Raw genomic sequence first — 20,211 nt, forward strand, 5'->3', positions numbered from 1 at the left:
GCCATGGCAGGGTCAGCATGCTCGTGAACGTGCCGTTGGTGAGGGAGAGTTCGTGGACACGCAGGTGTGGGACGCACTGGTCGCTTCGATGAAGAACGCGTACACCGCGGGTCTGAGCGAGGGCGCGGTGCCCCGCCCGGTCATCATGCCCCTGGTACGCGGCGAACTCGTCGGCCTGATCTGGGTGCGCCCCATCAAGACCGGCGACGACGCACTCACCGGCATTGCCCAGCTCTCGAACATCGCCGCGGCGGCCGGCGCCGACGAAGTCGTCCTGGCCTGGGAGACCCGTGATGTCGCCACCGCCTGCGAGCTGCCGGCCGTCGGCCCGACACCCTGCCTCAACATGGTGCACGCCACGAAGGAGGGCCACCTCCTCCACCAGTTCCCCTACGCCGAGCAGCCGTCGGCCCACTCCCCCGACGGCTCGGTCGAACCGCAGTGGCTTCCGGCGCCTGAGCCACAGCCGGGCGCCGAGCTGGTGCCGCCGGTCCAGGCCGCGGTCGACTTCTCCTTCACCCCGCTCGAGTTGGACCACCCCTCCCCCTTCGGCGTCACCGTCATCCTGATGGAAGAGGACGGCTTCAGCGTGCGCCTGACCGAGGCGTTCGCCCCCTGACCACGCGGCGACGGGCGGAGCTGGAGCTGAGCGCCGCATGACACACGCCTCTCGTTGGGGAACCTGCTGGGCATCGGCGAGCCGATCGTCTGAGCATCACACCTGGCCTGGGTCACAAGGAATTCGCCCTCCCCTGGTTGCGGGGTGGCAGGCAGGCGTGAGAGCCCCCTGTCCGCCAAGCCGCTGATCGCCGTACGACGGAAAGGCAACGGCCGCCCGTACGACGGGGAAGGCACTGGCCGCCGGCCCGGCCTCGGCTGCCGGACCGGCGAGGACTGGAAGGAACCCGCTCAGGTGACCGGTTGAGGCTGCACGTGGGCTCCAGCGGGCGTCCGAGGCAGGACGTCGATCAGCCGGGGACGATGCACAAGGGATGCCCTGCCGGATCGGTGAGAACCCGCGCCTTGGAAGCCTCATGGGGCTGGTGATCCGGCTTGCCCGCGCCCAGCTCCAGCAGACGGGCCTCGGCTTCGTCCAGGTCCTCCTCGACCCTGAAGCACATGTGAAGCTGCTGGGGAACGGACTGGTCGGGCCAGTGCGGAGCGCGGTAGTCGTCGACCCGTTGAAAACCGATGAGGAGTCCGCCCTCCCCGTTGAGACCCGCGAAGTCCGCGTCCGACTTCGGGTGGGGTTCGAAACCGGTGGCCTGCTGATAGAACGCCGCCAAGGCCGGCGGATCAGGGCAGTCGAGCGTTATCGCGGCCAACTTCATCTGCAGGGACATGGCGCCTCCGGGCCGACCAGTGGACTTCCGCGATGAACACCCTAGAGGCGGCTGCCTACAGATATCCGGGGCAGAGCTTGCGGACAACCCACAGGCGGGCGAATCAAGCGGCGAAATTGAAACCGTTCAATCGCCCACGACACAGATGCGCCAGGCCCCACCGAGAGCGCATGCCCACCAGATGGCCCGTCAAGAAAGTCTCTGCACGCTCATTGACCCTCATCCCTCACGCCCCTACGTTCACCTACGTTCACCGCTGTGAATCGATTCATCATTCCTACGTGAGGGGCCGTAGTGATCAGCAGGAGGAACATCCTGGCGAGTGCGGCGGCCACGGTGGCCGCAACGGCCGCCGCTGGACCAGCAGTCGCCGCACCGGTTTCCACACCCGTCTCGGCAGAAGCACAACGCGGCGCCCCGCGCGTCACCGCGCCGACCGTCGAGTACGTTCAGCACCCCTTGGGCCTCGACGCTCAACACCCCCGGATGAGCTGGCCGATGGCCTCGGACAGACCGGGGGTACGCCAGAGCGCCTATCAGGTCCGCGTCGCCTCCAGCGCGTCGGGCCTGTCGCACCCGGATGTGTGGGACAGCGGGAAGGTCGTGTCCGGCGAGTCCGTCCTCGTCCCGTACACGGGTCCCCAACTCAAGCCGCGGACACGCTACTTCTGGTCTGTTCGTGTGTGGGACACCGACGGCAACGCTTCCGGGTGGAGCGCACCGTCATGGTGGGAAACCGGTCTCATGGAGAGTGCGCAATGGTCCGCTGAATGGATCTCCGCTCCCCCGGTCCTCACGGACGCGCCACCCCTGGAGGGCAGCGCGTGGATCTGGTTCCCCGAAGGCGATCCGGCCAACAGCGCTCCGGCAGGCACCCGTTGGTTCCGCCGAACCGTCGAAATCCCGGACGGGGTCACGGCGGCGACCTTGACCATCACGGCGGACAACGTGTACGCCGTCTCCGTGAACGGCACCGAGGTGGCCCGCACCGACCTGGCGACGGAGTTCGAGAACTGGCGCCGACCGGCTGTCATCGACGTGCTCCCCCAGGTGGGTTCCGGCAAGAACGTCATCGCGGTCTCGGCGATCAACGCGACCGTGGGACCCGCCGGCCTGGACGCCGTCCTCACCCTCCACACGGCATCCGGCGAGCAGCGGATTGTCACCGACGCCTCCTGGAAGTCGACGGACCAGGAGCCTGCCGACAACTGGCGCGAGGCCGGTTTCGACGACGGCGGGTGGCCGGCGGCGAAGGTGGCGGCCGCGTGGGGAGCCGGGCCCTGGGGCAGGGTCGTCCCGGTGAAGTACGCCGCCAACCAACTGCGGCACGAGTTCCGACTGCCGCGCAAGAAGGTGTCACGCGCACGCCTCTACGCCACGGCTCTCGGCGTGTACGAGGCTCATCTCAACGGCCGCCGCGTGGGACGCGATCAGCTCGCTCCCGGCTGGACCGACTACCGCGAACGCGTCCAGTACCAGACCTACGACGTCACCAAGTTGCTGCGGATCGGCGGCAATGCCATCGGCGCGTACGTGGCGCCTGGCTGGTACGCGGGCAACGTCGGGATGTTCGGGCCCCACCAGTACGGCGAACGCCCGGCGCTGCTGGCGCAGTTGGAGATCGAGTACGCCGACGGGACGAGTGAACGCATCACGTCGGGCGCGGACTGGCGGGCCGCCGCCGGGCCGATCGTCGCCGCCGACCTGCTGGGCGGGGAGACGTACGACGCACGCAAGGAGACCCCTGGCTGGACCTCACCCGGTTTCGACGACCGGACCTGGCTCGACGTCAGTGGCGCGGGTGACGCCGCTCCCGACCTGATCGTCGCGCAGGTGGACGGCCCTGTTCGGGTGGCCGAGGAACTCTCGGTCAAGAAGGTGACCGAGCCCGAGCCAGGTGTCTTCGTCCTCGATCTGGGCCAGAACATGGTGGGGTCGGTACGGCTGCGCGTCACGGGCGACGCGGGAACGGCCGTACGTCTGAGACACGCCGAGGTTCTCAACCCGGACGGCACCCTCTACACCGCGAATCTGCGCACCGCCGCGGCGACCGACACGTACACCCTCAAGGGCGGCGGCGAGGAGACGTACGAGCCGCGCTTCACCTTCCACGGTTTTCGCTACGTCGAAGTGACCGGGTTCCCCGGCACACCTTCGGCGAAAGCCGTGACCGGTCGCGTCATGCACACCTCCGCCCCCTTCACCTTCGAGTTCGAGACCGACGTCCCGATGCTCAACAAGCTGCACCGCAACATCACTTGGGGTCAGCGCGGCAACTTCCTCTCCGTGCCGACGGACACACCCGCGCGTGACGAACGCCTGGGATGGACGGGTGACATCAACGTCTTCGCGCCGACGGCGGCCTACACGATGGAGTCGGCCCGTTTCCTCAGCAAGTGGCTCGTGGACCTGCGCGACGCGCAGACCGCGGAGGGCGCCTTCACGGATGTGGCGCCCATGGTCGGCACGATCGGCAACGGCGTCGCCGGCTGGGGGGACGCGGGGGTCACGGTCCCCTGGTCCCTATATCAGGCGTACGGAGACCGGCAGGTGCTGGAGGATGCCTGGCCGTCCATCGAGGCCTGGCTGACCTACTTGGAGAAGCACAGCGGCGGGCTGCTGCGGCCGGACGCCGGATACGGCGACTGGCTGAACGTGTCCGACGAGACGCCGAAGGATGTCGTCGCCACCGCGTACTTCGCGCACAGTGCCGACCTCGCGGCCCGGACGGCCAAGGAACTCGGCAGGGACTCCGCCCCCTACCTCGACCTCTTCGAGCGCATCCGCGCGGCGTTCCGACACGCGTATGTCACCGCTGACGGCAGAGTGAAGGGTGACACGCAGACGGCCTATGTCCTCGCCCTGTCGATGGACCTGCTGCCGACAGCCCTGCGCACAGCGGCGGCCGACCGTCTCGTCGCTCTGATCGAGGCCAAGGACTGGCATCTGTCCACCGGCTTCCTCGGTACGCCCCGGCTGCTGCCCGTCCTCACCGCCACGGGGCACACCGACGTCGCCTACCGGCTGCTCCAGCAGCGTTCCTTCCCCAGCTGGGGCTATCAGATCGACAAGGGCGCCACCACGATGTGGGAACGCTGGGACTCCATCCGGCCCGACGGCAGCTTCCAGACCCCGGACATGAACTCCTTCAACCACTACGCCTACGGTTCGGTGGGCGAGTGGATGTACGCGAACATCGCCGGCATCTCGGCGGGCCGGCCCGGCTACCGTGAGATCGTCATCCGGCCCCGCCCGGGGGGTCAAGTCACCACGGCCCGCGCCACGTTCGCGTCGGTCTACGGCCCGATATCGACGCAGTGGCGACAGCGGACCGACGGATTCCTCCTGACGTGCGCCGTGCCGCCCAACACGACCGCCGAAGTGTGGATCCCCGCGGCTGCTCCGGACGCGGTCGCGCACACTCACGCAACGTTCCTGCGCCACGAGGACGGCTGCGTGGTGTACCAGGTCGGTTCCGGCAGCCATCGCTTCACGACGTAAGGCGTACGTCGCCTGCCCGCGGTGCGTGAACCGCGGGCAGGCGGCACGGAGCGGAGTCAGGCCGTGAGCTGCGGGTAGAGGTTGGTGATGTCACCGGACACGGCCGCCTTCACCTGACGGGACGTCTCGTCGGCGAGTACCTCGAACGCGCCCTTCTCGATCCCGTCCAGCGCCTCCTTGGCGATGTCGGCGGGCTTCGACTTGGGCTGGGTCACCGCCGCGGTCATGTCGGTGTCGACGTACCCCATGTGCAGGCCCGTCACACCGATGCCGCGCTCCAGCAGCTCGATCCGGATGGCATTGGTCTGCAGCCAGAACGCGGCCTTGGTGGCCGAGTACGCGCCGTGCCAGGCGACCCAGGAGAGCGCCGAGTGCGCGTTGAGGATGTGGCCGCCGCCGTTGCGCTCGATCACCGGCACGAAGGCCCGCGTCAGGTTCAGCGGGCCGAAGAAGTTGGTCTCGAAGACATTCCGGATGTCCTCGATCGGTGCGTCCAGGTAGGTGTCCGGTGAGCTGCCGCCGGCGTTGTTGATCAGCACGGTGACATCGGGCGCGGCGGTCACCAGCGCGTCGATCGAGGCCTGGTCGGTGACCTCCAGAGCCAGCGGTACGACGCGGGGGTCGGTGCTCGGCTGAGGGTTGCGCGCGGTGGCGTACACCTTCTTCACGCCACGGGTCAGCAGATCGTCCACGATCGCCTTGCCGATGCCGCGGTTGCCGCCGGTGACGAGTACGACGGCGCCTTCGAGAGTGGTCATCTCAACTCCAGAGAGAGTGGTCATCCGATTGGAAACCGATCGGTTTCCCCACACCGTAAACCGATCGGTTTCCTTATGCAAGCCGAGCCGGTACTCTCAATGGCATGACGACCTCGACGACACCCCGCGAGCGCCTGCTGGACGCGGCGGGCGAACTCTTCTACCGCGACGGCATGGGCGTCGGCGTGGATGCCCTGTGCAAGGCCGCGGGGGTTTCGAAGAAGTCGATGTACCAGTTGTTCCGGTCCAAGGACGAGGTGATCGCCGAGAGCCTCGCCGGCCTCGGCCCGGCCTATCAGGCCGCCCTGCTCCCGCCCACGGACGACGAGCACTCACCGCGCGAGCGCATCCTGACCGTGTTCGACCGGCAGGACCGGATGGCCGCCGAGGGCAACTTCCTCGGCTGCCCCTTCGTGAGTGCGGCGGTGGAGCTCAAGGACCCCGAGCACCCGGGCAGCGTGGTCGCACGCCAGCTCAAGCAACACCTGACCGACTTCTTCCGGACCCAGCTCGTCGCCGCCGACGCGAAGGACCCGGAAACCCTGGCCGTCCAACTGACGATCGTCTTCGACGGCACGAGCGCCCGGGCCGTCGTCCAGGCCCAAGCCCTCGCCGGCATCGGCACGGTCACGGCGGCGGCGCTCCTGGACGCCGCGGGGGTCAAGTAGAGCGGGGTTCAAGTGGAAACGAACCCGTCCCGTACCGATCTCCCGGTACCGAAAGGCGTCCACGGGGGCGCGCCGGTCACCACCCAGGGGTTATCCGCGAAGTCGAGCGCGGAGAAAGTGGGCCATGCGGTCTGCCTGGGCAGGCGTTACCCGCTCCTCCCTCGGTCGCTGAAGCAGGCCGAAGACGCCGGGCCCCCGGTGCTCTGGTGGTAGGTCCGCCATGCGCGGCACGATGTGGAAGTGCACGTGGGGCCACCCGCCGGTGCTGGTCGACGACCTACCTGGAATCGGCCTATCCCGCGGTGCGGGCGGCCTGCCTGGCTCCCCCCGAGACACTGACCGCAGCGTGCGGACCGGCGCCCCGGCCGGATATGGGGGCCGGCACGGCCGTCCGGCCGCCGAGTGCGGTGGAGAACTGGTCGGTGACCTGGGCCAGGGCCGCGGCGGCAGCCGGGGCGATGGTCAGCGTGCCGCCGTCGCCCACGGTGATGTCCTTGTCGAGGGTGAACCAGCCCGGAACGATGTGCGCGGCCCCCATGGAGCTCAGCACCGGGCGCAGCGCGTAGTCGATGGCAAGAACGTGGGCCGTGCTGCCGCCGGTGGCCAGCGGCAGAACCGTCTTGCCGGTCAGCGCGTACTGCGGGAGCAGGTCGAGCAGTGACTTCAGCAGCCCCGAGTAGGCGGCCTTGTAGACGGGGGTGCCGATCACCACCCCGTCCGCCTGCTCGAACAGTGCCGTGGCCTCGATGATCGCGGGGTGCCCGAAGTCGGCGCCGAGCAGCGCCTCGGCCGGCAGGGTCCGCACATCCAACGGGGTCACCTCATGGCCCTGGCGCCGGAGCCGGTCGTCCAGGTGACGCACGAGCCGTGCGGTGCGGGAGGTGGCGGAGGGGCTTCCGGAGACGGACAGGATGGCGGCCATGAAAGGACCTTCCGGGTTCAGGGTTCAGAAGTACCGGGACGGGATGGGCGGGACGGTTCTCCGTCGGCGCACGTCGGTGTACGACGGTCTACGTCTGCGCAGGTCTGCGCACATCTGTGAAGTGCTGCCGCTGCCTGCGTGCCGGACGGACAGCAGCTCTCACCAAGCGCTGGATTCCACCGCGATCACCGGCACCAGTTCGTTGCGCAGGGTCTCCAGGAAGGTGACGGTCTCGGCTGCCACCGAGCGGTGCTGGAGGTCGTTCAGGACATCGTGGTGGGCGCCGCGGACGATCGACAGACGGGCGCGGGACAGTGACTTGGCCGCGCGGCCGAGTGCGTTGTGGTCCGCCAGCGGGTCGGCATCGCCGATGAGGATCAGCGTGGGGATGTCGACGTCGTTGTCGTACGCCGCCGTGAGCAGTGCGGTCGGCACGGCGTCGTTGAGAGAGCCACGCCGGACCTGGGAGTCGTCGGTGAGCGTGCCTCGATGGGCGGGGCAGGAAGTACGTGCGTCGAGTTCGTCGTCCCACGTTCGGCCGGCGGTGGCCGTGTGGCCCGGAAGCCCCGCGAGCACGACAGCGTCCGGCCACCATGCCGCAGGGGACTCCGAGTTCTCCGTACGGTTGAGGAGTGCGGCGACGGCGGCGGCACCCGCGTCGGACCCCACCAGTACGACGGGGCGTACGACACCGTCCTCGGCCACGGTTCCCTCGACGGCGTCGGCTAGCCGTGCGCCGAGTCGGGACAGTGAGCCGGTCAGATCATCGGCGTCGATCTCCGGTGCGTCGATGACGCGCACGCGGTAGGCGTCGGCGGCGAGCCGGCTGCCGAACCGGCCGTAGGTCGCCCGGGTCTCTCCCCTGCCGGGCACCACCACGACGGTGCCGCGCGTACGAAGGCCTTCGGGGCCGTGGTGGTCGGTGTACTCGGTCATCTCATACTCCTGCGGGTTCGGGCTCGGGATCGCGCGCGGGCTTCCAGCCCAGGGCGGGTGCCACCTCGGTCGCGATGAGCTCCAGGGCTCGGACCGCGGCGTCGTGGTCGGGGACGGCGGGGTTGAACTGGGTGATCAGGTCGGTTGCCACCGGCAGGACCTTCTCCCGCCGGAGCTCCGCGACGATCTCGTCGGGATGGCCGTAGAACGAGTGGAAGCGGCGCAGCGCCTCGTCCCCGTCGAGGTCCTTGGGGAAGGCACCGCTCTCCGCCATGCGCAGCGCCGCCCGGTGGACGTCGTCGCCGATGTGCTGGAGCGCCGTGCGCCGGTCCTTCGCCGGGAACACGAAGCGGGACAGCCCGATCCGGGGGCGCCGCGGTTGGTCCCAGGCGGCGAGGAACGCGTCCGCCCAGGGACGCTGCACCTCGTCGGTCGGGGCGTCGAATCCGTACGCCGCACGGTTGAGCAGAAGGTTCGACCCACCCGCCGCGGCGTAAGCCGCCCCCTCCCCGCTGAAGACGCCCTGCCAGATCCGGTCGGTGAAGTCGTCGGCCGGCGGCTGAATACGAAAGCCGGGCGCACCGACTTCCTCATTGGCCAGGGCCTGCCGCAGCACGCCGAGGTTCTCGCTCGTCAACTCACGCTTGCGGGCCACGTCCTTGCCGAACGCGGCGTACTCCAGACTGCTGGAACCGCTGCCCACTCCGATCTCGACGCGGCCGCCGCTGAGGGTGTCGACGGCGGAGACGTCCTCGGCGAGGCGGACCGGGTCCTCCAGCGGAAGGATCGTGATGGCGGTGCCGAGCCGGATCCGGGTGGTTCTCGCCGCGGCGTGGGCGAGGAAGGGCCACGGCGAGGACAGCCCGCCACCGCCGAGCGAGACGTGGTGCTGGGCGACCCAGCCGACGTCGAAGCCGAGTTCGTCGGCGACGACGAACAGGTCCTGGGCGTTGCGGTAGGTCCGGGCCAGGTCGTTGCCGCGGCCCTGGACGTGGGTGAGGAAGCCGAGTCTGAAGCGCGGCGTCTCGGTCGTCATGATGGGATCGCCTTTCAGCGAGCGGGCTGCGGGGAGGTCGGCGGAATGCCTCGCGCCACTCGTAGTTGACGCTCAGTCAGATACCGGTACGCGGTGACAAGTTCATGAAGCTCCGTCATGTCCCGGCCGCGCCCGCGGCGACGAGGTCTCCGGCCTCCGCCTCCTGCCGGTTCCCGCCCAGTACGCGGTCGAGGACCGTGGCCGCACCTCCGTCGGGAAGCTCCGTGCCTCGCCAGGCGACGTGCTGGTCGGGGCGTACGAGGACGTTCGCGGTGCCGTAGATCGCGTGGGCCCCGGGGTCGGTCAGGTGAATGACCGTGAAGGGCAACGCGCGGGCCGCGGCCTCCGCGACGAAGGCCCGCTCGATCCCTCGGTCCTCGGTGAGGACGACTAGGGCGAAGGAATTGCCTATGCGGTCGTGGAGCGTCCCTCCGTACGGATCGACAGGGCCGTCGGGCGCCCGGTGGCCCGGTCGCGGGTCGTCCTCGTAGACGTCCGCGCGCCAGGGGGGTTCGGATTCGAGCTGGCCGGGCTCGTACCAGATCGCGGTCGAGTCGTCGTACCGCTCGTCGAAGGTGACACCCGCCGCGTTGACGTGGTCCTGGCGCAGCCGCTCACCGATCACGGTCCGGCGCCGTGTCGCCTCGGGGCTGAGGTCACGGTCGTCGGGGATGCCGTCTCGACGGATCTCGTCGAGGGTGGCCCGGGCGCGCCGCGCGCGCTGCAGGGAGTGGTCGGCGATCCGCCAGTTGTGCCTGCGCCGCTCCTGATCGTAGGAGTCGAGCAGTGTCTCGGGGGCGTGTCCGGCGAGCACTGCGGCCAGTTTCCAGCCGAGGTTGACGACGTCCCCGATGCCCTCGCCGAGGTTGCCACCGGGCGTACGGACATGGGCGGCGTCGCCGACGAGCAGGACCCGGCCGCGGCGGAAGTTCTCGGCGATCCGAGTGGCCTCGTAGAAGGTCGTCGCCGAGACCAGGTCGAGATCGAGGTCGAACCCGAACGCGGCCCGGCCGATCTCCAGCAACTCCCCCTCGCTGGGCTCGTACGAGAGCGGGTAGGGGCCGGCGTACACCCGCCACTCGCGGGTGCTCACCGCCGCCAGGAAACCGGACGCCCTGTGGTTGAAGACGAGGTTGGTGGCGCTCGGCGCCGCGCCGACGCGGGCGGAGACATCGCCGGTGCGGACGATGAGGCGCAGCCGCTTCTCGGTGGCGTGCTCGCCTTCTCGGTCGATGCCGGCCAGCCGGCGGGTGGTGCTGCTGCCGCCGTCGGCACCGAGGACGTAGGCCGCGCGGACGGTGCGCCGTTCGCCGGAGTCGGCGTCGAGAACCTCGGCGTCGATGCCGTCGGCGTGTTCGTGCAGGGCCCGCAGTTCCCAGCCGCCGGCCACGTCGACACCGCGCTCCTTGAGGTGTTCGAGGAAGACCTGCTGGAGCACGGTCTGCGGCCGACGCAGCGCCTCGACGGATGCCCTTTTGGCCTCGCCGTTGAAGGCCGGTCGCGGCACGGGCACCAGTTCGTGGCCGACAAGAGAGGTGAGGAGTTTGATGCCCTGGTTCCACTCCGGGGGGAAGGTCCAGGCATCGCGGATGCGCTGGAGGAGTCCCCAGCGGCGGAAGTGCTCCACCACGCGCGGGGTGTGGCCCATCGCGCCCGCCCGCACCAGAGTCGCGGTGCGGGCGCGGTCGACGACGGCGACCTGGACGCCGCGGGCGGTCAGCTCGGTCGCCGCCGACAGACCGACCGGGCCGGCTCCGACGATCAGTACGTCGACGGTGGTCGGGGGTGTGTCGAGGGGGAACCGTACGGTGTGGACGTCGCGCCCACCCGTCACCGACAGTTCGCTCATGGCGCGGCCTTCAGTCGTTCGCGAGCTGGGGCTCGCGGGTGTGGCGGTTGGCGGGGATCGGCAGGCCGAGATTGCCGCGCAGGGTGTCGGCCGCGTACTCGGTGCGGAACAGGCCGCGCTTCTGCAGGAGCGGGACGACACTGTCGACGAAGTAGTTGAGCTCGTCCTCGGTGCGGAAGGCGAGGTTGATGCCGTCGAAGGCGCGGGCTTCGAACCACTGCTGGATGGTGTCGGCCACGGTCCACGGGTCCCCGACGAACGGCGACTGGCGGAACTGGTTGATGGACTCGGCGACTTGGCGCAGGGTCAGCTTTTCGTTCCTTGCCCGCTCGATGAGCTGCGCGGCACCCGTGCGCCCGCCCTTCTCGGCGAGGTGAGCGACATCCGGGAAGGGCGCGTCGAGGTCGTGCACGCTGAAGTCGTACGCCCCGAAGGAACGGCCCAGCAGAGCCAGGTTGCGGTCGAAGTCGTCGTCCTCCTCGAAGATCTCCCGCTCGCGACGCCGAGCCGCCTCGTCCGTGGCGGCGACGACCGGGCCGCCGTGGATGAGGATCTTGACGTCGTCGGGGTCGCGGCCGTAGGCAGCGGTGCGCTTCTTGATGTCGGCGTAGTAGTCCCGCGCCTGTTCCAGGCCGCCGCCGGGCGCGAAGATACCCTCGGCGACCTGTGCGGCGAGATCACGGCCCTCCTCGGACACACCGGCTTGGAAGATCACCGGTTGGCCCTGCGGGGAACGGGAGAGGTTCAGCGGACCCGCGATCTTGAAGTGCTCGCCCGTGTGGTCGAGATCGTGCAGCTTGGCCGGGTCGAGGAAGAGACCCCGGTCCACGTCGGCCGGGAAGGCGTCGTCCTCGTAGGAGTCCCACAGCCCACGGGCGACCTGGACGAACTCCAGGGCACGGCCGTAGCGGGTGGCATAGTCAAGGTGCTCGTCGAGCCCGAAGTTCTTGGACGTACCGGTGTCGAAGCTGGTGACCACGTTCCAGCCGGCCCGGCCGCCGCTGATCTGGTCGAGCGAGGCGAAGCGGCGGGCGAGGTTGAAGGGCGAGTTGTACGTCGAACTCGCCGTGCCCACCAGGCCGAGGTGCTTGGTGTGGGTGGCGACGGCCGACAACAGGGTCAGCGGTTCGAGGCGGTTGAGATAGTGCGCCGGGTAGGTGGCGTTGATGAACTGGCTGTCGACGATGAACAGGGCGTCGAACAGGGCGTGTTCGGCCGCCTGGGCCAGACGGATGTAGTAGTTGATGTCGATGCTGGCGTTCTTCGCGACCCTCGGGTCCTTCCAGAGACCGTGCTGGCCGGGACCGCCGACTCCGTACGGGTGCAGCGCGAGGTGGATCGTGCGGGACATGGGTGTTCCTCTCGGTGGTGTGCTCAGGCGTTCAGCAGGGCGCGCAGGGCTTCGCGCTCGGCCCGGCCGACGGGGCTCGTGCGCAAGGTGGGTGCGGAGCTGACGAGCAGCCGGGTGTACACGTGCTGCGGGCGGGTGATGACGTCACGGGCGGCGCCGACCTCGACTAGTTCGCCCTGGTAGAGCACGGCGATACGGTCGGCGGTGCCGGCGATGGACCCGAGGTCGTGGGAGATGAAGACGAGGGCGACCCCGTCGGCACGGAGTTCCTTGAGGATCTCCAGGACCTGGACGCGGTTGGCGGAGTCCAGGGCGCTGACCGGTTCATCGAGGATGACCAGCTTCGGTTCGGTGACCAGCGCCCGGGCCACGGCGACCCGCTGGCGTTGGCCGCCGGAGAGTTCGCCGGGCAGCCGGTCGAGCAGGTCCGCGGTGAGGCGGACGCGGTCGAGGAACGAGCGGGCGCGGGCTGCCGCCTCCTGGCGTGAAACGCCCTGGACGAGCAGCGGTTCGGTCAGGGAGTCCTCGATGGTGAGGTCGGGGTCGAGGCTGCGCAGCGGGTCCTGGAAGACGTACTGGATCACGCCGCGGCGGCGCAGGCCGCGCCACTGGCGGTGGCCGTACCCGCTCACGTCCTCGCCGCCGACGCGGATCGAGCCGGCCGACGTCGGCACCAGGCCGAGAACGGCGCGGGCGAGGGTGGACTTGCCCGACCCCGTCTCGCCGATGACTCCGACGGTCTCGCCGGGCTCGACGCTCAACGAGACGTCGTGCAGGGCACGTCGGCGCCGGCGGCCGAGGCCGTAGTGCACTTCGAGGCCTGTGATGTCCAGGACCGGGCCCGGAGTCTCCTCGTGGCCGGCCGGGGTCTCCTCGTGGCCGACCGCTGTCACATCCGTCTGCTCGGTGGTCACGACGTCTCCTGCGGTGCGAGGAACTTCTCCAGGCCGTACTGGTCGTGTTCGGCGATGAGGAGCCGGGTGTACTCGTCCTGCGGGTCGTGCAGCACCGCCCGCGTCGGGCCCTGCTCCACCACCTGCCCCTCGCGCATCACGAGGACCTCGTCGCACAGTTGGGCGACCACGGCCAGGTCGTGGGACACGACCACGAGGGCAAGGCCGGTGCGCTCGCGCAGTTCGGCGAGCAGGTCGAGGATCTCCGCCTGGACGGTGACGTCGAGTGCCGTGGTGGCCTCGTCGGCGATGAGGATGCGTGGTTCGGCGGCGATCGCCGCCGCGATCAGGACGCGCTGGAGCATGCCTCCTGAGAGCTCGTAGGTGTACTGGCCGTAGACCAGCTCCGGGTCACGCAGTTGCACCGCCCGCAGCAGCTCGACAGCACGGTGGCGTGCCGCGCGCCTCTTCAGCCCCTGCTTGGCCCGGATGACCTCGGCGATCTGGGCGCCGACGCGGATGGAGGGGTTGAGGTATGACGCGGGGTCCTGGAAGACGGCGCTGATCGTGGCGCCCCGCAGCTCGGTCCACCGTCGGGGCGTCAGGGTCGCGATGTCGGTGCCGGCGATCTCGACGGAGCCGCCGGAGATCTCGAAGTGCGCGGGCAGAATGCCGAGCGCCGCACGGCAGGTGAGCGTCTTGCCGCTGCCGGACTCGCCGACGATGCCGACCGTCCTGCCGGGCGTGAGCTCGAAGCTCACCCCGTGGACGATCTCCCGGTCGGTCACCGGGTCGCTGATGCGGACATCGCGCAGGGTGAGCACCGGCGCGGCCGCCGGATCGACCGGGCCGGAGGGCTCGGCACTCCGGGTCGGCTCGGGAGCGGAGTTGTGAGTCTCCTCGGGAGCGGAGCTCTGGGTCCGCTCGGGAGCGGAGTTCTGGGACAGCGTCGTCATCGGGCACCTCCGGCGGAGACGGGGTCGGCCTTGTCGAGGCGGTTGGCGCGCGCCTTGCGGGTGTTGAGCAACGCGCGGCCCGCCTCGCCGGAGACGTCGCGAATCGCGTCGGCGAGCACGTTGCTGGCCCAGACGGTGATCATGATCAGCAGAGCGGGTGCCAGCGGTGCCCACGGCTGGTAGCTGAGGTAGCCCAGGTCCGAGGCGAGCAGCCCGCCCCAGGTGGGCGCCGGAGGTTGGACCCCGATGCCGAGGAACGTCAGGCTGGAGACGATGACGAAGCCGACACCGATGGTCTGGGCGAGCGCGACCGCGATCGGCGGGAGCACCTTGGCCCAGACGTGGCGGCGTACGACCCAGCCGATGGACGCACCGGATATGAGGGCGGCCTCCACGTACGGAGAGCGGGCGACCGCCAGTGTGGCGGCGCGGGACACCCGGTAGAAGAGCGGGGAGACCAGGGCGCCCGTGACCAGCATGGCCTGGGTGATGCCGTTGCCGAGCAGTGCGATCACGGCGACCGCGAACAGCAGGAACGGCAGGGCGACCAGGGTGTCGGCCAGCCTCAGGGTGAGCCACTCGAAGACCCGGCCGAGGTAGACCGACAGGATGCCCGGGATCGCACCGACGACCAGCGCCATCAACGCGACTTCGAGTGAGCCGAGCACGCTGACGCGGGAGCCGTCCAGGAGGCGGCTGAACACATCACGGCCGAGGTAGTCCGTGCCCAGCCAGTGGGCGCCCGAGGCGGCGGAGAGGGTGTTGTCGCTGGTGGCCAGGGGATTCTGCGGGGCGAGCCAGGGGCCGAGGATCGCGAGCAGTGCGATGACGGCGAGGATGGTGACGGCGATCCGTCCGGATGTGAGCGCGAGGACGCGGCGCACCATGTTCACACCCCTCGTTGGGATGCCGGCGTCACGCGGGCCAGCACCAGGTTGACGATCAGGTTGAAGGTGACGACCAGCACGATCGAGACCACGAGCACGCCCTGTACGGCGGGTACGTCACCGGCCTGGGCGGAATCGTTGGCGAACCGGCCGAAGCCCTGGAGGCCGAAGATCCACTCCGTCACGACGGAGGCGCCGACCAGCGTGGGGAACTTCAGGCCGAGCGTGGCGAGTGCGGGCCCGAGGCCGTTGCGGAGCACGTGGCCGAAGAAGATCCGGCGCGGGCCCAGTCCCCGCACCACCGCGCCCGTCACGTAGTTCTCGCGGTAGGCCGCGACGAGGCTGCTGCGCAACTGGCGGGCGACATCGGCGATGACGTCGAAGCTCAGGGCGACCGCGGGCAGCGTGATGTGCGCGAGCCACGGACCGAATCCCTGCTCCGCCGGAATGTACCCGGCGGCCGGGAAGACGTGGAATCCGACCGCGAACACCGCGACCAGCACGATGCCGACGACGAAGGCCGGCATCACCGAGATCACGGTGACGAATCCCGTGATGGCGCGGTCGATGGCGGTGGTGCGCTTCAGGGCCGCCGCCGTGCCGAGGGCGAAGCCGACGAGCACGCCGATGATCAGGGCGAACGTCGCGACCGAGAGACTCACGCCCAGGCCGAGGCCGATGAGCGTGGAGATGTCGGCGCCGTTGGTCCAGCTGGTGCCGAGCTGTCCGTGCAAAATGCCGGTGAACCAGTCCCAGTACTGGGTCAGGAAGGGCTTGTCGAGGCCCCACTGTGCCTCGACCCGTGCGATTGCTTCGGGAGTCGCCTCCTCGCCCAGCTGGATCCGCGCCGGGCTGAGCCCGCTCAGCGACCGCAGCGCGAACGTCACGAACGTCGCGACCAGGAAGACGGGCACGAAGATCGCGATCGACCGGGCGAGGGCGACCAGGATGCGGCCCAGCGTGTGCCGCGCCCTGGTCATGGCGACCCCGCGACGGCGGGCAGGCGTGGCCTGTACCGCGGTTGTTGTCGTCATGGGTTGCCCCCTCTCTCCGTAGTGAGTGAATGGATGTCAGTTGCCGCCGATGGTCACGCCGGTCCAGTCGATGTGCGCCGGATTCTTCGGCAGGCCGGAGATCGACTTGCTCTTGGCGATGAGGTTCGGCTGGGAGTACGTGAAGACCAGCGCCTTGCTCTCCAGGCCGGCCCGGGTCGCCGCCTGCAGGACGTCCGCGTAGTCAGGGGAGTCCAGCGGGGTCTGACGGACCTTGGCGATGGCCGCCTCGAAGCCGTCCGGCTCGTACGGGGAGCTGAGGTTCAGCGGGCCGTCGGGACCGAAGTGGGCGGTGAGCGTCTGCGCGGCGGAGTCCCGGCCGGTGGTCCCGTAGAGCGAGAACGTCAGGTCCTTCGCGAAGAACGGGGTGGCCCAGTTCTTGTCGACCTTGATGTTGACCGTGATGCCGACCTTGGCCAGCTGCGACTGGACTATCTCGGCCTGCGGGTCCTCCGCCGGGATGACCAGGTCGAGCTTGATGTCGCCGGACTTGTAGCCCGCCTCGGTGAGGAGTTCCTTCGACTTGGCCGGATCGTAGGCGTAGTTGTTCTCCGACTTCGGGTCGTAGGCCACGTAGCCCTTCGGGAACGGCTGGTTGGTCGTCTCGCCGTAACCGAAGGTCAGCTTGTCGACGAACTCCTGACGGTTGATCGCGTAGCGGACGGCGTCGACGACCTTGTCGTTGGTGAACGGCGCCTTGTTGATGTTCAGGCTGATGTTCGAGGCGTTGAAGCCCGGCTGGACGAAGACATCCAGACCCGCCTTCTTGGCGGCGTCCGCCTGGCTCGGCTTGATGTCCGCGAAGTTGTAGACGCCGGTCTGCAGGCCGGAGACAACCGTGGAGGAGTCAGGGGCCGAGGTGAGTTCCACGTTGTCGATGTGGATGTTCTTCGCGTCCCAGTAGTCCGGGTTCTTCTTCAGCAGCACTTTGGTGCCCGGCACCAGCTGCGTGACGGTGAACGGACCGGCGCCGACCGGAGACTGGTCGAGCTTCTCCGGGGACTTGGCCGCCTTGGGGCTGGCGATCTGCAGGACGCGCTCACCGAGCAGCTGCGGGATCTGGTAGTCGACCTGACTGAGGTGGATGACGGTGTCCAGTCCGTTGGCGTCCACCGACTTGATCGAGGTCAGGTCGCCGAAGAGCGCGGAGTTCTTCTGCTCCTTGGCCCGTTCGATGGCTGCCTTGACGGCGGCGGCATCGACCGGTTCCCCGTCGCTGAACTTCAGGTCGGGGCGCAGATGGAAGGTGATCTCGTCGCCCTTGTCGTTGTACTCCCAGCTCTTGGCGAGGTCCGGGACGGCCTTGCCGCTCTCGTCCGTGCGGGTCAACGACGCGTACACCAGGGACAGTTCACGGAACTGGGCGCCGCTTCCGCCGACTACCGGGTCCCAGTGGGTCGGGAAGTAGGACGAGGTCCACTTGAGCGTGGCGTTGCCGTTCGCGGTGGAGGCTTCACCTGCGCACGCGCCGAGGGCGGGGACGAGCACGGTGACGAGTGCGGTCCCGAGGGCGGCAACGCGCAGGCGGCCGGCCCGTCGGGGGGATCGGAGGTCCAGTCTGGGGCGGCGGGGCGTGAGTCGTCCGGGCATCTCATTCTTTCTTTGACGGCCCGAACCCGTGCCAGGACGGCAGGATCGGGGCGCGGGGTCCGGCCCTGCCCGTGCCGGCCGTCGACTCAGCCATGGGTGGTCATGACGACGGGGCTTCGATGCACACGTCGGGCAGGCCACGCTCAAGGCAGGGGGCGTCGGCAGGTTCGCGGGGTGGACCGGGATGCGGAGGGGAGAGGGAAACGACGAGGCGCGGAGGTGGCGCGGGACGACGGGCGCGGCGCAGCGAAGCGGCGGGAGGCCGATGCTGCCGGGAGCCGTCAGGCGCCGGTGGGCCGTGGGCGGCTGGCGGTCAGCGACAGAGGGCGCTGGAGGTGCGCCGCAGATCCACGTAGCGGCACTCCACGCCGGGGTGCGTCGTGAGCATGCTGCACATCCTGGGGGCAGCCGTCAGCGGCTGTCAATGGACACCAATTGGTGTCTCATTCGGCGGGACGGCAGCTGACCGCAGATCAGAGCCCCGCGTCGGTCTGGAGGACGGCCGCCGGGTGCACCGCCGCCTCCTGGGGATGCAGCCACACCGGGCCGTTGCCGGTATCCACCCGGACCGCGCGCGGAGGCGGCCAGGCCCCCTCCGTCAGCAGGTGGCGCTCCGGCTCGGTAAGGCTCCGGTGGCGCTCCAGTGCCTCTGCCGGGAGGAGCGGCCCGGGGGCCTTCAGCAGTCCTGGGCAGAGCTCGTCGACGGCTGCCGCGTACGCCTCGAAGGGCCGCCAGCCGGGCGCCGCCCGGTACCCCGCGGGGGCGCGGACGAGCAGGGTCGGCAGGGCGTACCGATGTCCGCCGTCGGCGGTCTCCTTGGCCTTGCCGGGATGCGGCAACCCGCCCTGCACGGACAGCACTTCGGGTACCGGACGACGCGCCTCCGCGTGGTCGGCGCGGACCCGCTCCAGCACGTCGGCGGACGCGGCATCGGCCGTCAGCCGACGCGGGTCCAGGCCCGGCACGCCGCGCGCCGCGGACAGTGCCAGCGCGATGGTGTCCGCCGGTTCGCCGAGCACGAAGACGGTTTCCCGCAGCCGCCGCAGCACCCGCTCGGCGACGTCGGCGCCTTGGAGTTCCGCGGCCTTGGCGACGAGCGAGGCGGGCCAGGAACTGGCCGCCACCCGGTTCAGCCGCACCGCGCGCGGAGCCCCGGTGTGCCCGCTGATCTCCTCGACGTAGCGTGCGTACCAGGCCGTTTCGGCCGCCGGGTCGGGCGCCGGGTCGTCGTCGTGGTCGAAGAGGATGGCGTACGCGCGCCGCCAGCGGACCCGGTCACCCAGCGCCGCCCGCAGCTTCTTGAAGACGGGCTCCGATCCCCAGGCCCAGGGACACAACGGGTCGGTGTACTCCACCACTTCCGGCACAGCCGTCGGCGGTCGCGTCACGCGGCGCCGACCCTCTGCTGCCGTTCGACCGCGCCGGCGGGCAGCAGTGAGGCCAGCGTCAGTCCGCCCAGGACCGCCGCCGCACCTGCCTCGACCCGCCGCCACACCCCGGGCATTCCTACCGCGGGGCCGGGGTAGTCGAGCCCGGCCAGCGGCTCGCCACGCAGCGTGATGACCTCGCCGTCGATGGCGCGCACGACGTCCAGAAGGGTGATGTCCTCGGGGGGCCTGCCGAGCCAGTAGCCGCCCTCACAGCCGCGCTGGCTGCGTACGAGGCCCGCTTTCCTCAACTCGCCAACGACGGACTTCAGGAACCGGAACGGAATCTCTTGTGAGGATGCGATGGCCTCACAGGTAAGCGGACGCTCAGGCTCACAGGCGAGCTCCAGGAGGGCCCGTGTGGCGTAGTCCGCCTTCGCGGAGATATGCATGCGCACATCATGCCCGACAGTCGCCCCCCGGTGCGGGTCTCCACCGGTTCACCGCAAGCATTGCGGCAACATTGCCGCAGATGAAGGCCAATGGACACCTCTTGACATCCTTTCCGGCGCCGCTCTAGCGTCCCGCCCATGAGCGAGCCGTTGACGACCCCCGGCGAGGGCTTCCACCCTCACCTCCACACCGCCCAGGGCGACCTGACGGCACCCCTGCGGGCCCGTCTGCATCACATCCGTGCGGATTCCCTGGACGGCGACACGGCACAGAGCGGCGGCATGCGCAGGTTCGCCGCAGTCAGCGGAAAGACCGTCGGCTCCGAGAAGCTGTGGATGGGCCAGACCCACGTGGCCCCCGCGACGTCCTCCTCCGACCACCACCACGGTGAGTCCGAGACCGCGATCTACGTGGTCAGCGGACACCCCGAGTTCGTCTTCGTCGACGACTCGGGCGACGAGCCGGAGGAAGTACGGCTGCGGACCACTCCCGGTGACTACATCTTCGTACCGCCGTTCGTGCCGCACCGGGAGGAGAACCCCGACCCCGCGGAGGAAGCCGTGGTCGTCATCGCCCGCAGCACGCAGGAGGCGATCGTGGTGAACCTTCCACGGCTGTACGCCCTTTCGGTCGACGAGGTCTGACCCGC

19 protein-coding genes are annotated in these 20,211 nt (G+C 69.6%); 5 read left to right on the top strand and 14 right to left on the bottom strand.

Annotated elements, in window-relative coordinates:
* The first annotated feature begins 52 nt into the window (after positions 1 to 52).
* Both AB0N66_RS14340 and AB0N66_RS14345 read left to right on the top strand, forming a co-directional pair.
* Positions 53 to 619, top strand: a complete 567-nt coding sequence (locus AB0N66_RS14340) for a hypothetical protein (RefSeq protein WP_365433230.1) — start codon at positions 53 to 55, stop codon at positions 617 to 619.
* A 144-nt stretch (positions 620 to 763) separates the two neighbouring features.
* On the top strand, positions 764 to 925 hold the full coding sequence (locus tag AB0N66_RS14345; RefSeq protein WP_365433233.1) for a hypothetical protein: 162 nt from the start codon (positions 764 to 766) through the stop codon (positions 923 to 925).
* A gap of 43 nt (positions 926 to 968) precedes the next feature.
* Here AB0N66_RS14345 and AB0N66_RS14350 read toward each other — a convergent pair whose 3' ends face one another.
* Positions 969 to 1,343, bottom strand: a complete 375-nt coding sequence (locus AB0N66_RS14350; protein WP_365433236.1) for a VOC family protein — start codon at positions 1,341 to 1,343, stop codon at positions 969 to 971.
* Positions 1,344 to 1,637: 294 nt separating this feature from the next.
* Between AB0N66_RS14350 and AB0N66_RS14355 the strand changes: the two genes are divergently transcribed.
* Positions 1,638 to 4,844, top strand: a complete 3,207-nt coding sequence (locus AB0N66_RS14355) for an alpha-L-rhamnosidase (RefSeq protein ID WP_365433239.1) — start codon at positions 1,638 to 1,640, stop codon at positions 4,842 to 4,844.
* Between the two features lie 56 nt (positions 4,845 to 4,900).
* On the opposite strand, the gene AB0N66_RS14360 is transcribed toward AB0N66_RS14355, so the two are convergent.
* Positions 4,901 to 5,602, bottom strand: coding sequence for an SDR family oxidoreductase (locus AB0N66_RS14360; protein WP_365433242.1), 702 nt, complete (start codon positions 5,600 to 5,602; stop codon positions 4,901 to 4,903).
* 104 nt (positions 5,603 to 5,706) lie between these two features.
* Here AB0N66_RS14360 and AB0N66_RS14365 point away from each other — a divergent pair, with 104 nt between their 5' ends.
* Positions 5,707 to 6,270: a TetR/AcrR family transcriptional regulator gene (locus tag AB0N66_RS14365; RefSeq protein WP_365433245.1), complete on the top strand. Its 564-nt coding sequence runs from the start codon at positions 5,707 to 5,709 to the stop codon at positions 6,268 to 6,270.
* A gap of 292 nt (positions 6,271 to 6,562) precedes the next feature.
* Here AB0N66_RS14365 and ssuE read toward each other — a convergent pair whose 3' ends face one another.
* The 12 genes from ssuE to AB0N66_RS14425 form a co-directional block, all read right to left on the bottom strand.
* Positions 6,563 to 7,192 (bottom strand): NADPH-dependent FMN reductase, encoded by a 630-nt coding sequence (gene ssuE / locus AB0N66_RS14370; RefSeq protein WP_365433248.1) that lies wholly within the window; start codon positions 7,190 to 7,192, stop codon positions 6,563 to 6,565.
* Positions 7,193 to 7,351: 159 nt separating this feature from the next.
* Complete coding sequence (locus tag AB0N66_RS14375; protein ID WP_365433251.1) at positions 7,352 to 8,128, bottom strand: alpha/beta hydrolase; 777 nt, start codon at positions 8,126 to 8,128, stop codon at positions 7,352 to 7,354.
* Between the two features lies 1 nt (position 8,129).
* Positions 8,130 to 9,164 (bottom strand): LLM class flavin-dependent oxidoreductase, encoded by a 1,035-nt coding sequence (locus tag AB0N66_RS14380; RefSeq protein WP_365433254.1) that lies wholly within the window; start codon positions 9,162 to 9,164, stop codon positions 8,130 to 8,132.
* Between the two features lie 115 nt (positions 9,165 to 9,279).
* The gene (locus AB0N66_RS14385) at positions 9,280 to 11,013 is read right to left on the bottom strand and encodes an FAD-dependent oxidoreductase (protein WP_365433257.1); all 1,734 of its coding nucleotides are present in this window, start codon (positions 11,011 to 11,013) and stop codon (positions 9,280 to 9,282) included.
* A gap of 10 nt (positions 11,014 to 11,023) precedes the next feature.
* Complete coding sequence (locus AB0N66_RS14390; protein ID WP_365433261.1) at positions 11,024 to 12,364, bottom strand: NtaA/DmoA family FMN-dependent monooxygenase; 1,341 nt, start codon at positions 12,362 to 12,364, stop codon at positions 11,024 to 11,026.
* A gap of 23 nt (positions 12,365 to 12,387) precedes the next feature.
* Positions 12,388 to 13,257, bottom strand: a complete 870-nt coding sequence (locus AB0N66_RS14395; protein ID WP_365433640.1) for an ABC transporter ATP-binding protein — start codon at positions 13,255 to 13,257, stop codon at positions 12,388 to 12,390.
* Positions 13,258 to 13,274: 17 nt separating this feature from the next.
* A complete protein-coding gene (locus tag AB0N66_RS14400) occupies positions 13,275 to 14,213 on the bottom strand; it encodes an ABC transporter ATP-binding protein (protein ID WP_365433264.1) in 939 nt (312 codons plus the stop codon).
* Positions 14,210 to 15,100, bottom strand: coding sequence for an ABC transporter permease (locus AB0N66_RS14405; protein ID WP_365433267.1), 891 nt, complete (start codon positions 15,098 to 15,100; stop codon positions 14,210 to 14,212). Before AB0N66_RS14405 ends, AB0N66_RS14400 begins: the two co-directional genes overlap by 4 nt.
* Positions 15,101 to 15,102: 2 nt before the next feature.
* Positions 15,103 to 16,080 carry an ABC transporter permease gene (locus AB0N66_RS14410; RefSeq protein WP_365433643.1) on the bottom strand — a complete coding sequence of 326 codons (978 nt, stop codon included), beginning with the start codon at positions 16,078 to 16,080 and terminating at the stop codon, positions 15,103 to 15,105.
* Between the two features lie 90 nt (positions 16,081 to 16,170).
* Entirely contained in the window at positions 16,171 to 17,742 is a 1,572-nt protein-coding gene (locus AB0N66_RS14415; RefSeq protein ID WP_365433270.1) for an ABC transporter substrate-binding protein, read from the bottom strand.
* 473 nt (positions 17,743 to 18,215) lie between these two features.
* Positions 18,216 to 19,130 carry a DsbA family protein gene (locus AB0N66_RS14420; RefSeq protein ID WP_365433273.1) on the bottom strand — a complete coding sequence of 305 codons (915 nt, stop codon included), beginning with the start codon at positions 19,128 to 19,130 and terminating at the stop codon, positions 18,216 to 18,218.
* On the bottom strand, positions 19,127 to 19,561 hold the full coding sequence (locus AB0N66_RS14425; protein WP_365433276.1) for an Rrf2 family transcriptional regulator: 435 nt from the start codon (positions 19,559 to 19,561) through the stop codon (positions 19,127 to 19,129). Before AB0N66_RS14425 ends, AB0N66_RS14420 begins: the two co-directional genes overlap by 4 nt.
* A gap of 138 nt (positions 19,562 to 19,699) precedes the next feature.
* On the opposite strand from AB0N66_RS14425, the gene AB0N66_RS14430 reads away from it, so the two are divergent.
* Entirely contained in the window at positions 19,700 to 20,206 is a 507-nt protein-coding gene (locus AB0N66_RS14430) for a cupin domain-containing protein (RefSeq protein WP_365433279.1), read from the top strand.
* The last annotated feature ends 5 nt before the right edge of the window (positions 20,207 to 20,211 follow it).

This window comes from Streptomyces sp. NPDC093544, assembly GCF_040683495.1.
Lineage (GTDB): Bacteria > Actinomycetota > Actinomycetes > Streptomycetales > Streptomycetaceae > Streptomyces.